11 protein-coding genes and 1 pseudogene are annotated in these 13,884 nt (G+C 41.3%); 3 read left to right on the top strand and 9 right to left on the bottom strand.

The annotated features are described in order from the left end of the window. Window positions 1-175: 175 nt before the first annotated feature. Window positions 176-493, bottom strand: coding sequence for a P-II family nitrogen regulator (locus ACM0OR_RS18035; protein ID WP_414574841.1), 318 nt, complete (start codon window positions 491-493; stop codon window positions 176-178). A 580-nt stretch (window positions 494-1,073) separates the two neighbouring features. On the opposite strand from ACM0OR_RS18035, the gene ACM0OR_RS18030 reads away from it, so the two are divergent. Continuing rightward, a complete protein-coding gene (locus ACM0OR_RS18030) occupies window positions 1,074-1,319 on the top strand; it encodes a hypothetical protein (protein WP_414574840.1) in 246 nt (81 codons plus the stop codon). 780 nt (window positions 1,320-2,099) lie between these two features. Next, window positions 2,100-3,221, top strand: coding sequence for a sodium-dependent bicarbonate transport family permease (locus tag ACM0OR_RS18025; RefSeq protein WP_414574839.1), 1,122 nt, complete (start codon window positions 2,100-2,102; stop codon window positions 3,219-3,221). A gap of 260 nt (window positions 3,222-3,481) precedes the next feature. Here the strand turns inward: ACM0OR_RS18025 and mnmA are convergent, their stop codons facing one another. Together mnmA and ACM0OR_RS18015 are read right to left on the bottom strand one after the other, a co-directional pair. Continuing rightward, window positions 3,482-4,540, bottom strand: coding sequence for a tRNA 2-thiouridine(34) synthase MnmA (gene mnmA, locus ACM0OR_RS18020; RefSeq protein ID WP_414574838.1), 1,059 nt, complete (start codon window positions 4,538-4,540; stop codon window positions 3,482-3,484). A gap of 282 nt (window positions 4,541-4,822) precedes the next feature. Further along, window positions 4,823-5,025: pseudogene (locus ACM0OR_RS18015) on the bottom strand (DUF4277 domain-containing protein); the annotation flags it as partial. 790 nt (window positions 5,026-5,815) lie between these two features. Between ACM0OR_RS18015 and ACM0OR_RS18010 the strand changes: the two are divergent. Then, the gene (locus ACM0OR_RS18010) at window positions 5,816-7,975 is read left to right on the top strand and encodes a hypothetical protein (RefSeq protein WP_414574837.1); all 2,160 of its coding nucleotides are present in this window, start codon (window positions 5,816-5,818) and stop codon (window positions 7,973-7,975) included. A 314-nt stretch (window positions 7,976-8,289) separates the two neighbouring features. On the opposite strand, the gene ACM0OR_RS18005 is transcribed toward ACM0OR_RS18010, so the two are convergent. The 6 genes from ACM0OR_RS18005 to ACM0OR_RS17980 form a co-directional block, all read right to left on the bottom strand. After that, on the bottom strand, window positions 8,290-8,508 hold the full coding sequence (locus ACM0OR_RS18005; protein WP_190702945.1) for a hypothetical protein: 219 nt from the start codon (window positions 8,506-8,508) through the stop codon (window positions 8,290-8,292). 56 nt (window positions 8,509-8,564) lie between these two features. After that, on the bottom strand, window positions 8,565-9,356 hold the full coding sequence (locus tag ACM0OR_RS18000) for a YdcF family protein (protein ID WP_414574836.1): 792 nt from the start codon (window positions 9,354-9,356) through the stop codon (window positions 8,565-8,567). 52 nt (window positions 9,357-9,408) lie between these two features. Then, complete coding sequence (locus tag ACM0OR_RS17995; RefSeq protein WP_414574835.1) at window positions 9,409-9,912, bottom strand: hypothetical protein; 504 nt, start codon at window positions 9,910-9,912, stop codon at window positions 9,409-9,411. 189 nt (window positions 9,913-10,101) lie between these two features. Further along, window positions 10,102-11,646 carry an AAA family ATPase gene (locus ACM0OR_RS17990; protein WP_414574834.1) on the bottom strand — a complete coding sequence of 515 codons (1,545 nt, stop codon included), beginning with the start codon at window positions 11,644-11,646 and terminating at the stop codon, window positions 10,102-10,104. 258 nt (window positions 11,647-11,904) lie between these two features. Further along, window positions 11,905-12,204: a 50S ribosomal protein L25 gene (gene rplY, locus ACM0OR_RS17985; RefSeq protein ID WP_190702936.1), complete on the bottom strand. Its 300-nt coding sequence runs from the start codon at window positions 12,202-12,204 to the stop codon at window positions 11,905-11,907. A gap of 132 nt (window positions 12,205-12,336) precedes the next feature. Beyond that, window positions 12,337-13,680 (bottom strand): adenylosuccinate synthase, encoded by a 1,344-nt coding sequence (locus tag ACM0OR_RS17980; protein ID WP_190703141.1) that lies wholly within the window; start codon window positions 13,678-13,680, stop codon window positions 12,337-12,339. Window positions 13,681-13,884 lie beyond the last annotated feature (204 nt).

Here is a 13,884-nt window from a genome sequence, read left to right as displayed (position 1 = left end):
GCGTTTGTCCGGTAGCGACGACAAACGCTGCCGAAACGAACCGACGATGGTGTCGAATAAACCCCGTTCTTGCAACCGCTCTAGTTCTCTTGGATCTCTCCGATGTCATTATAATACCGAGATTCCCAGTGCTTGAACAGCTTCTTGCTAAAAGGGGAATTGCTGGGGTTTTGACTCAGAACTGGTGCGCGTACAGTACCTCCATCACGTCACAGATATAGGTGATACCCGAATAATCTTTGAAAAACTGCGCTGCGACCTCATCCGCAATCTTCACGGCCATATCCCGACTAGGGGTGAGTACCTCGAACTTTACATTAGTGTAGATGTCGCCAACGGTGGGTTGTCCCGACGAGCGCACGCCGCGACTGCCTTTACCTCCAGCGGCCACCACCGTATAACCGGTAGCACCGACTTCGTCGATGATCTTGGCGACCTTTTTCAGTAACACCTTTTCTGTGACGATGACGAGCTTGCTGGCTTTCTGGGTCATGTGGGTTACCTCCTGATACTTTCTATTACGACAATTCAAGGCAAAACCATCGAGTCTTACCTTGAACCATATCTTTAAGTTTATGCTAAAGATCGGCAAATCTACTAACCTCTATTGAGAAAAATTGACTCAGATTAGCGGAAGTATTTTATAAAAAACACTTATCCTTTTGACACGATGACCAGAGATATATAGGTGTTTTGAAAATAAAAGTAAAACTTATGATTTGAATTTGAAATTACTTAGCAGATCCATGTAGAGCGATCGCAAATTTGTAAGAATTTTAAGATAAAGTTAAGCACATATCTGCCAAACTCTAATATCTGAATCAAGGAGGAATTACAACGTGGATTTCTTGTTCGATTTCTTGATGCACTTCTAAATATAAACGTAAGAATATCGTTCAAGGCTAAAGCATAGATGTCTGTCTTCTGTTCGACATCAATGTCAGGTTTGAGCAACCGAGTCTCTCTACTTGAGACACTCTCCATTCACCGGTGAATTTCTGACAGGTGTTTCCGTAGCGGCGCGCAAGTACCCGCCACCGCCACACACATTCGATGAGCATGGAGCGTACACAATGAACAAGTTTGACTCAACTAAACTGCAAACCAGATTTGACAACACCAGCGAAGGCTGGCTAGTGCAGGTATATAGCGGCGATCGCCGCCTGCTCTGCGTACTCGATCCTTCTCACGCCTGGACTTTTTTGTTGGGCTGTGGGTTCGGTCTCATACTGGCGGTGGGGTGGTTTAACCTCGCCAGTTACAGTCCATCCAAGACTTATGTGCCGTCAACAACTCCCCCCGAAATGTGGATTGATTAGCTCAGGCATTGCTATAAGAGTGGTGTCCACGCAACTCTTCCGATTTGGCCCGCCCCATACCGTCCTCTGGTGAAAACAAGCAAACGCTAGCCAGTTCGACTGGACAGGTAGGATGGAGCAGGCCAGTCCCAAGTAGATCCAGTCAGGATAACTTTGACAAAGAAGTGCAGTCATAGAAAGCCATTCTTAATAGCAACAATGTATAGAGAAAATCCTATGATTGCAATTCACATTGACCAGAAATATATAGGTTTTTTGAGAATAAAAGGAAAACTTATGATTTGAATTTGAAATTACGTAGCAGATCCATGTAGAGCGATCGCAAATTTGTAAGGATTTTAAGATAAAGTTAATCACATATCTGCCGTCCTAACCTTTTTTGAATTCAAAATGCAAAATGCAAAATTAAGAAGAAGATTTATTGTGAATTAATTAATTCGCTCGTTCAAGCCCCCACTGAACTTTGTTCATTGGTCTTCCCTACGGGACGCTACGCGAACAATCAGTAGTAGGTTCAATCTCCTAATAATTGCAATTTTGAATTTTGAATTTGTCTTCAATCAGTAGTGGGTTCAAGCTCCTAATGATTGCAATTTTGAATTGAGAATTTTGAATACTTCTCTACGAGAGGCTACGCCTTAAGCGCAGCTATGCCGCAGGCTTTACGACAAGTGATACAGTGAGCAGTTCGACAGGCTCACTGTACCACCTGTCGAACTGCTCAGTACAAGTTTTGAATTGTTTTGACCCCTAATATCTGAATCAAGGAGGAATTACAACATGGATTTCTTTTCCGATTTCTTGACGAAATTCGGGGCGCAATTGCAGTCCCCGACACTGAGCTTTCTGATTGGTGGTATAGTCATTGCCGCCCTCGGTAGCCAACTGCAAATTCCAGATGCGATATATAAGTTCATCGTCTTCATGCTCCTCATCAAAGTCGGACTGAGCGGCGGCATTGCAATCCGCAATTCCAATCTGACGGAGATGCTGTTGCCCGGGCTGTTCGCCGTGGTAACGGGTATCCTGATCGTGTTCATCGGGCGATACACCTTGGCCAAGCTGCCGGGCATCAGAACAGTGGATGCCGTTGCGACGGCGGGCTTGTTCGGTGCCGTGAGTGGCTCTACCCTAGCCGCCGGCATAACGGTAATGGAAGCGCAAGGCATGAAATACGAACCCTGGGCTGGCGCACTCTATCCCTTCATGGACATCCCCGCGCTCGTGACTGCGATCGTCGTGGCCAGCATTTATACCAGCAAGAAGCGCGACAAGTATGACAGCCAGGAGGAATATCTCAGCAAGCAGGCAGTTACCGCAGGCGAATATCCCAGCGAGCAGGAGTATCCCACCACCAGGCAGGAGTATCTCAGCCAGCAGCGCACTACCGCAGGCAAGCGGGTCGAGATATGGCCCATCGTGCAGGAAAGCCTCCAGGGTTCTGCTCTATCGGCACTACTGCTCGGCCTCACTCTAGGCATAATAACCCGGCCGGAAAGTGTTTTTGAAAGCTTCTACGAGCCTCTCTTCCGAGGCCTGCTTTCAATACTAATGCTGATAATGGGGATGGAGGCTTGGTCAAGGATTGGCGAGCTACGCAAGGTAGCCCAGTGGTACGCCGTATATGCCCTGGTAGCACCGCTCCTGCATGGGTTTATTGCCTTCGGTCTCGGCATGATTGCCCACTACGCCACGGGGTTCAGCCCTGGCGGTGTCGCGCTCCTGGCCGTCATTGCCGCCTCCAGTTCAGACATCTCAGGTCCGCCCACTTTACGAGCTGGTATTCCGTCAGCCAATCCCTCCGCCTACATAGGTGCTTCCACAGCCATCGGCACGCCGGTTGCGATTGCCGTGGCAATACCGCTTTTCATAGGGCTAGCCCAGGCACTGATGGGCAGCTGATCCCAGACTGGTCGCGGCAACCCGCTATTAATGCTTTACAAAGCAATAGCGGCTCCAGTTACCAAACTAAAATATCACACCAATTTTGGTAATTGGAAACCCACATCCTGTTTTTTGGCTACTAGGTTGGGGTTCTCAAACTTCTCGTCCTTTGATGTAATTGCAAACTCCTTGAGTCCTAAGTCCAAACCAAGCAATCGCCTAACCCAACACTATGATCTATCTTGGGTTTCCTTACGTCAACCCAACCTACATTCTCATCACTCAGCACTCAATTCAATAATTCCCCCACCGAGAACTTTTTCGCCGTCATACCAGACAGCTGCTTGTCCGGGGGTCATGCTGAACTGGGGTTCATCAAATACCAAACGCACGCGGGAGTTTTCTAAAGGTATAACTGTCACTGCTTCAGGACTAGAACGATAGCGAATTTGTACTTCCGCGCGAATGGGGGAAGTGGGTTCAGCAATAGATACCCAATTGACTCGGCTGACTGTACATTCAGACTGAGTTGCCTTGGTGCGATCGCCTACTATGACTTTATTATTTACCGCGTCTAATTCAATCACATACAAAGGTTCAGCCGCCGCAATCCCTAAACCTTTACGTTGACCAATCGTGTAGTGATGGACACCATCATGCTGTCCCAAAACTTTGCCTGTGGTATCGACAATATTACCTGTTTTGGGAGCGATATACTTATCTAGAAAAGCCCGCATAGAACCGTTACTTTCTACTAAGCACAAATCTTGACTCTCTGGCTTATCAGCAGTTTTTAAGCCGTGTTCAGCAGCAATGCGGCGGGTGTCAGCTTTTTGCATTTCTCCTAGAGGAAATAATGATGCTGCTAGTAAATCTTGAGACAAATCATACAGAAAGTAGGATTGGTCTTTATTACGGTCAATAGCCCTTAATAATTGGTAACGTCTCGTGGCTGCATCGTAGCTAATGCGGGCATAATGACCAGTGGCAATGCGATCGCATCCCAACTCTTCACGAGCATACTTTACCATTGGGCCGAACTTCACCGTTTTATTACACTGGGAGCAAGGTAAGGGCGTAATCCCCACACTGTAACCATTCACCAGGTAATCAACAATATTAGTTTGAAAGACATCCCGCATATCCACAACTTCATGAGGAATGCCCAACTGTTCACAAATATAAGCCGCGTCGATCATACCTTCAGAGCAACACTGGCCTTTGCCTTTCATTAGCCAAAGGGTCAAACCGATCACTTCATAGCCCTGATGGTGGAGAATAGCGGCAGCGGTAGAACTATCAACGCCACCTGAAAGACCAACGACGACTTTTTTCATATCTCTCAATTGAGCTTGGCGAATCGCCTTGCTGAATGTAAAAATTTATCTTAACTACCGACAACCAAAACGCCAAAAATTTTCAACTGCTCAATTCTAGCATATCTCCTTGAAAGCCTTATTATCTCACATTCCGCACTTCAACTTGAAGTACAAAGAGATTATGTCAAGAGAAAAGCAAAAAAATCAGGATGATTAAGAGTCATAGTACTGAACGAATCTACAGCATGAAAATAAATCATCAAACACTTATGATTTGATACTTATGTAAGCACTAAAAATTTCATCACTTACATAATTGCTTTTTATTCCTTCTGTCAATAATGTTTCGATTTCTTTATCTTGAAAAAATTGACTAAATAAATATAAAGGTCTTGATACAAAGCCTAATTCGTTAAGCAAAATAACTTTTACTAATATTCCTGATGAATTTTTTTCCGAACATCTATTCCTAATTTGGAGTTGATTATTTCAACTGTAGGAATCGTACTTGAATTTTGCTAAGTATACTTACAAACAAACCTTTGTGTGGCAAGATTCTAGCCAATTTGTTTTTTCAAAAATCAAATATGAGTCCTATATTCCTATTTCATCAATTAGTCACGTTACTATTCCTAAGTGATCTATATTTTTAATTTTTGCAATTGAAGTTGCAGACAATTTTTTTACCTCAAAAATATTTTTAATTTTTTTAATTGGCTCACTTTTTCGACAGGAAGATTCTAAGTATTTTTACTCAGGTAGATCCGATAATAACTCTGTAGTTCTTTATGCTACTTTTGAAGTGCGGAATGTGGGTTTTACTAAATCTGAGGAAAGTAGGCGATCTCTCCTCTGAGTCGTCTCTATCTACCCTGCATCACCAAAAGTGAGCAAGACCCCCTATTTAGGATTGCTGTATATCAACAAATATATTTAATACTCCTAGAGACAGAGGTTCTGCAAATAATTAACTTTTAACCTGCAAGATATGAAATCGTAAAGGCTGTTTTAAAAATTTCAAAGGGTTAAAATTTATGCCAATATCCTCATAATAATCAGGTGTATAGCAAGGGAAATATACGTTTCTTAGGTTTGAGGTAGTAGCTTATAATTTCTAGCTAAATTACCACATCTCATCAACCAAACTAAGGTATATTCAACTACCCAAAGTTTAGGCAGTAAAACAAATTTGTTATGCTCTTTAGGGTGCAAAACTACTTGCACAATCCAGTGGGATAAAAAGCTGAAAAGACGAAAATTACCCAATAAACTAAAATTGTTAAGGAGGTAAATATGTATACTTTAACTATCGATGCCAAAACTAATTGTTATGTTATCGATACTAACCAAATGAACAATTTGCAACAAAATGTTGCAACGTATTTTATTTTTGAAAAAGGTACTTTTGATATCAGGATTACTGGAGGTCGCTATAGCCATAGCAATAGCAGAACAGTAGGAGAACCTTTTGTTTTACTATGGACATATGGAGATAACGGGAGTACATTTATCAATAAATCTACAGGTTTTGAGGTAGGCGCAACATGGACGACTCTCAACGGTTACAATGATAGCTTCAAACTAGAAGTTAAAGAAAGAGCAATTCTCAATGCTTTGTTTTTTGATTTTAATAATGAAGATAATAGCGGTTCAATTGATCTCATAATTACAAGCAATAAGCAATTTTTTAATCCTGTAAATTTAACAGTAGACAGCAAACGAAACTGTTATATTCTTGATGAAAGTTATCTTTATACTCTTAAACAATCTGGTTCTAATTTAGTTGAGTTAAACCCAGGTAATTATCGAATTAAAATTCGTGAAAGCAATGCCAGTTATTGGTCAGATGGCAAAAAATTTAATATAGAGCCTTGGGTTTTAATGTTGCTCAAAGGTGGAAAATTTATTACAAAACTGACTGGAGTTGAAACTGACGAAACTTGGGTTTCATTAAATGGGCTTAATGATGAATTAGTTTTAGAAGTCAAAGAAAGAACTACACTCACAGGTTTATTTTTTGACACTTACAAAGAAGATAATGAAGGGCATATTATTCTGACAATAGAGCAAATAGGGGAAACTGAAATAAATGAAAACGGCCAACATTGGGAAAATAACATTTCTACTTCTATAGAGATAGAACAGGAAGATGTAGAAACGAGGCAAGAAAACTATACGTTTGACTTCACATTCCGGTTTGAAGAAGAGGAGTTTAAGAAAAGGTGGGAAGAGCAATTAAAGCAGATTGATAGCTCTACCAAAGTACCAGACAAAATTGATATAACGCTAGAAAATAAGTATTGGGAACAACTGGAACAATTACTATTCAAGAGTTACGAACAGCACTTTAAGAGCCTATCTATAGAAGTTGCAAAAGTTAAGTTCTCGATGGATGCTTATCTACAACAGGTAGAATTGAGCTTAAGGCAGAACTTGCAAGGTTGGTCTGACTATCACTTAGAGAGGATATTGGAAGACAAGATTAACGTTGAGATATCAAACAAAATTAACCAACAAATAAACTCCTATTTTGACCAAAATTTTGAAGAGAAAATCCGCAATCACATTGGCTTAATTATCAGTAATATAGTCAATAAGCAGGAATTTAGCCAGTACGTTAGTCAGCAAGCCAACCATTCTTTTGAGCAAAATATTCGTAACAATATTAACCTGATTACTCAGAATATTGTTAATGAAAATATTGAACTTAATCAGTATGTGAGGCAACAATTTGAACGAAACATCCGCAACAATATAAACCTGATTACGCAAGGTATGGTCAATAACAATACCGAAATTAACCAGTATATTGACCAACGCTTACAGTACAATATCAACAACAACAACGTCTTAATTAATCAAATCTTTGAGAATGATCAATTAGCTCAAAAGATTCAGAATATATTTATCGATAATTATCAAATTCACCAGAAGATTGAGAGCGTTGTTATCAATAGTCCTGAAATTAACAATAGAATTCTCAACTTTGTTGTTAATAGTACGGAAATTAACAACAAGATTAGCAACCTCTACAGAAATGTTGACATCAAGATTGATAACATTCGTAATGAATGGAATGAAACATTCATTACTCTGGCGAGTCAGTACGTTGATGAACTGATTGCTATCATCGGCAATAGGGAATCCTTCAATATTCAGATTGCAAATATCATCAACGTCAAGGTGGATGAGCTGCTCAACCAAATCTGGAGAATTAGGAACGAGTTGACTGTGTTCATCAACAATTCAGACAGAAATCTCTATGAGTGGACTTTAGGAGAACTCATGGTTATTAAAAACTGTTTAACTGATCGCCAGGCTCTTGTGGAGCAGCTAGTCACTTTCAGCACTGAACTTAGGGTTAAGCTAGATAATACTAACTGCGTTGACATCAACACATTCAAGCGTTTTAAGCCTCTCTCATTTCCCCAACAGTTACCAGGAAATAGATAGCTGGAACGATATTTTAGTACTTCAGGAAAAAACTAGGACAGCAAAGTTTGCTAGAGAAGGTCAGATATTCAAGTATACTAGGGCGTGTTTTAAAACCATCCCTCTTGTGTCACTATCGCGGTAGTATCAGGGTAGCCACCGAAAGGTAGAGTCGAGGAGAATGTTGCCATTCCACCCATCGGGGGCTACCTACTACCATACTGAAAGCTAACCTCACTGATAATAACCTATATAAATAAGTTATTCTTATTGCCCTATTTATATAGGTTATTATCAAAGCACTTGATAAGTAGTTATTTGCTAATGTTTTCTTATTAGCGACGAAACCACCTCAAAATATTCACTTCGCTGCGCATTTTTTTGAGTTCTTGACGGTGTTGTTCAGCTGTTATGGAGTACCACTCACAATAACGCTGAAACTCTACGCGTGTCTGCACTTCATGATAAAACTGCTTAGTTGTTTGGTATGCAGCAAAACCTTCCTCAACTTGAGGTGGAAGGCTAGGTAAGATGTGAGGCAGATTTTCAGACATAATTTGCGGGGATTGGGGAAATAGGAAAAACCGAATTACAAATTACAAATTACAAATTACACCCATCCCCGTACCCAATAAACAAAACTACCAATGTATTCTTTGAGTGCGCTAGTAAATTGGTGTAAGTTGTAGGTATCTGGTAATAAATTCAAGATAGCGGCTTTAGGAGTGCTAGAGAGTTCTTGTAATTCACCTTGACTAACTAGAAAGTCTGTTGGTGCGGGGATAGCATTAATACCTTGACGCTGAAAAATTTTAAGCGATCGCGGCATATGTAATGCTGAAGTTACCAAAAGTATCTGACGAATACCGCGAGATTCTAGAATTTTTTTCACATTGACGGCATTTTCATAGGTATTAAGAGAGTCTGGTTCTTGAATCAGTACCTCAGATGGAATACCGATAGATGTGAGAATATCTGCCATGTCAGCCGATTCTGATGAACCGCTACCGCGCCAATCAATACGTCCACCACTGAGTACGATTATAGGAGCTTTTTTTTGGCGATATAGTTGAGCCGCATAAATCACGCGATCGCCTTGTTCACTCAAATCAACCGTCGGTCGAGGAGGAAAGGCTGATTTCGTTGCACCACCCAGCACTACAATTGCTTCAGCCGTGGGTAACTGTGCAGGTGGGATATTTTGCCATTCTAGCGATCGCACCAGATACTTAGAAACCCAAGCATTACTACACAATAATAATAAAATTAACGCCCAGGAGATAGCTAGAGCAGCAATACGCGGTCTTTTCCACAAAGTGAATAAGGCAACTACTAAACTTATACAAGCTAGTCCTAAAGGGTAAAAAAATAGCGGTAGTAACTTAGAAAGATATAAAAACATATTGGGAGAAGGTGACAGGTGACAGAGGAGATTTTATCCCAATCCCCAATCCCTACTTATTCCAAAACTTAAAACTGAAACTACCAGGTGTACGACGATAACGACGGCTTGGCCTTCTTGTTTGCTGTCTCGTGATTCTGCTGGTAGATTGTTCACCTTCTACATCTTCTAAAGTTTCAACTGGTAATTGAGTTCTGGTTTCTTCTTTACTTCTCCACCAAGCAATAATCCAACCTCCACCTATAGCACCCACACCACCTAGTAAGATGCTCATGAGTGCTGGGTATCCTAATAAGCCCAAACCTAGCAAGAAAAATAACCAGTATTTTAATCCGGCATCAATCCCATCAGAGGAGGGTACAGTGGGAGGCTGAGGACTAGTTTTATTGGCACTAGTAAACCAACCCAAAATAAACCAACCGAGAATACCCAGAAAAATACTTAGGGCTAGTGGTGTTCCCGTCGTGTTCAATATAAATATTATGAATGCCCCAAATATGATTTGAGATAAAGACTCAGGGGAGAAATTGAATAAGTTGTTATTGTTTTGCGCCATGAGTATGAGTAATGAGTTTTGAGTAATGAGTAATGAGTGTCAAGTATGGAGTATCTAGTTTTGAGTGTTGAGTATGGAGTGCTGTTAGCGTAGAGGAGCGTAAGTTTGTGCTGCGTAAATATTTTACTTGGTTGGTAGTTTTGCATCCTAAGTGAATATCCTAACTCAGCACTCATGACTCATTACTTATTACTCATTATTCAGCACTCTCAATTGTGTTTGTGGTGGCTGTGTTGTGTCCCAAATCTGCACATAGGGTTTTTCCGTATCAGTAAAGGGTTCTGTTTGCTTGAGTTGCGAAGCTAATAAATCAACTGTTGCATCAGCAATATCACCAGTACGGTTGACAAGACGCTCTTGCACTACTTCTAAAGGTGCTGTACAGTAAATAATTTGCAGGGGTAGTTGGTGTTTTTGAGCTTGAGCGATCGCTTCCTGTCTAAGTTCTTGTTTATCATACTTAGCATCTAAAATCACGGTGTAACCTTGATTAGCTAGTATAATCCCCAAATTTAACAACCGCGCATAAGTTTTCTGGGTCATTTCCGGCGTATATAAATCATCGCCTCCACGTTCATACAGGGGAATTCCTCCCAGGTGTTTCCTGACTGCATCTGAACGCAGATGAATTGCTCCGGTTTGTCTCGCTAAATATTTGGCTGTCGTACTCTTTCCAGAACCAGACAAACCCGACATTAAAAGTATTTTTCCTTGTTTGGGTTTAGTATATTCCCAAGCGAGTTTGTAATATTTTGCGGCTGTTTTGCTTGCTTCTTCCTTAACTGTGACGGGTACACTGGGGTCATCTAACAAAAACGATGTCACCTTTGCCCGCACATAAGACTGACGATTTAAATATATAGGTAATACCTCTAATCCCTCCCAATCGCCAGTCTGCTCTACATAGGTATTAAGATAGGCATTACTCAAATCAGGACGTTGTTGTGCTTCCAAATCCATCACCGCATAAGCAATGTCAAACATCACATCGACAAAGCGAAACGGTTCGTTAAACTCAATACAATCAAACAGCAAAATTTTATCTTGCCACAGACAAATATTTCTCAGGTGTAAGTCGCCGTGACACTCTCGAATGTAGTCATTTTGGATGCGACGCTGAAATAACTCTTGTCGTTCTGCAAAGAAACGCTCAGTGTAAGCTTTAGTTTCGTCAAACTGCGCCTGAGTTTGCGGCCCCCCAATGTATTTTGCGGTTTGTTGGTAATTTTCATCAAACGCAGCCCTGATTTGAGATACTTCCCCAAAACTACGGATGTAATCATTTGTTTCAGTTTTGGCGTGGTATTGAGCTACTACCCGTCCTAATTCTTCTAAATCGGTTTCTTTTAACTTATCGTCTGCAAACAGTGAACTAAGTAGAGTCTCTTGGGGAAACTGACGCATTTTTACTGCATATTCCACAGGATTACCTGTTCCCCCTAGAACGTATTGCTCACCCTCCAAAGTTATAGGTAACACTTCCAAATACAGTTCAGCTGCGCCTCGTTTATTTAAGCGCAACTCTTCCTGACAAAAATGCTGGCGTTTCTCTAGGGTGGAGAAATCTAAAAAACCAAAATTCACTGGTTTTTTCAATTTATAGGCATAGTCACCAGTCAGCAAGACATAAGAAACGTGGGTTTGAATTAATTGAATCGGTTCTTGTATAGAATGGGGATAAAATCCCGGCTGTAACATTTGTTGAATTAAGGCTGGAAGAGTTATTTCGGTCATAAAAATTTTGGCTGAGTAATTTGTCAAGCTAGTTTTGATGGTTTGTAATAAGCACTTTAGTGCTTAAAAGAATCAGGACTAAAGTCCTTACTACAAACTGGCTTACTTATAGATTGAAACTTTAAGCAACTATTAGATAATTACAGAAAAAGTCAAGAAAGCCAAACAACAAAAAAACCAGGGTTTTATCCCTGGTTTTATCAGTAATTATTACAAACTTTAAATGGCAAGTTGAGACAAAATTTGTCACTCACTGCCTTAGCCTTTGGCAGTTGCAAAAAAGCTGATGTGGTAAGGATTACCTTTTGCTGGATGTATCTGAACTTCTCTAAGTACAGTTTTACCAGTCCATTGCAATTCAGGAATACTAAGTTCAATTTCCGTCTTGTTAACAGCAGCTGCTTTCAGTAGACGTTCTACGACTTTGGCATCAATCACTAAAGAAATTGATTCTCTAGCATTGTGACCGTATAAGTTAGCAGGGATAAGTCCAGAACGGCGTAAAGCTTTAGGTTTGCTTCCTTCTGGTCTGGGTTTAGATTCGACAGTCAGAGCCATAAAATTTATCAGTTGTTATTTGTTATTTGTTAGTTGTCAATGGTCAATGGTCAAAAAACTTGAGACTCATTACTCATTACTCATTACTCACTACTCACTACTCAGCACTCAGCACTCAGCACTCATTACTCACTAAGCACTTAGCAAAGAAGCTGGAGTACCGTCGGCGTGCAACAAGGCACGTTTTGGCCCGTGAATGGGGTCTTCTACAATTATGGTTTGATCGCGGCTAGCACCTAAAGAGACGATCGCGATCGGGACTTCCATCAATTCTGCTAAGAATTTCAGATAGTCCAGTGCTTGCGGTGGCAAGTCTTCCAGGGTACGGCATTCTGTTGTTGGCACTTGCCAGCCTGGTAAGGTTTTGTAAATTGGACGACACCGCGCAAAAGTCCTAGAACTAGTGGGGAAGTGATCAGATCGTTCGCCGTCTATTTCATAGGCGACACAGACTTGAATTTCCTCTAATTCATCGAGAACATCTAATTTGGTAATCGCCATACAGTCCATACCGTTAATTCGCACGGCATAGCGACCGATAACGGCATCAAACCAGCCACAACGCCGTTTACGTCCGGTGGTTGTACCAAATTCTGCCCCGCGATCGCACAGTAATTCACCTAGCTCACCGTCCAACTCAGTAGGAAATGGCCCTTCTCCAACTCGTGTGGTGTAGGCTTTAGAAACCCCAATCACGCGGTCTATCATTGTCGGGCCTAACCCTGTACCAACACAAGCCCCCCCAGCGACAGGGTTTGAGGAAGTGACATAGGGATAAGTTCCATGATCTAAATCGAGGAGAGTACCTTGCGCCCCTTCAAATAATATGTTAAGCCGCCGTTGCACTGCATCATATATCTTCAGCGAGGTGTCAACAACGTAAGGCCGCAGGCGTTCTGCATAACCTAGATACTCTTCAATTACCTGCTGTGGATCTAAAGGTGGTAGGTTATACAGCTTTTCTAAAATAAGGTTTTTATTATTAATTGCCCATTCCAACTGGTCGCGCAGGGCATTTTGATCCATCAAGTCTAGTACCCTAATCCCTGTACGCTCTGATTTGTCAGCGTAAGTAGGGCCAATCCCTCGACCAGTCGTACCAATCTTATGGCTTCCCCGTCGTTCTTCAGATGCCTGATCTATTAATCGATGGTAGGGCATCGTGACGTGGGCTGTCTCAGAAATGAGCAGATTTTTAGTAGAAATATTTAAAGTTTCTAATTGGTCGAGTTCTTTGATCAAAACCTGTGGATCGATGACCGTACCACAGCCGATGACGCACTTAGTTTCTGGGTACAAAATACCAGAGGGGATCAAGTGCAGCTTAAAGGTCTGACCTTTGACTACAATTGTATGTCCAGCATTCACACCCCCTTGGTAACGTACTACCACATCTGCGGAGCGGCTGAGTAAGTCAGTTATTTTACCTTTTCCTTCATCGCCCCATTGGGCGCCTATAACAATGACGTTAGCCAAGCTTTTATTATTGAGGTAAAGTTTCCACAAAGAATCATTATCAACATATTCTGCGATATTTGTCAATGGAAATTGGGAATTGGGAATTGGGCAATTCAATGAGTGGATTTTGGATTGGGATCTCAATACTAAAATCTAAAATTCCCCTATCCCCTATCCCCTATCCCCTATCCCCTATCCCCTATCCCCTATCCCCTATCCCCT

Origin of the sequence: Anabaena sp. CCY 9402-a (assembly GCF_963920945.1) — a bacterium.
Classification (GTDB): Bacteria; Cyanobacteriota; Cyanobacteriia; order Cyanobacteriales; family Nostocaceae; genus Trichormus; species Trichormus minutissimus.
The sequence above is the reverse complement of the archived record's forward strand: the minus strand, read 5'-3'. Positions and strand labels throughout refer to the sequence as shown.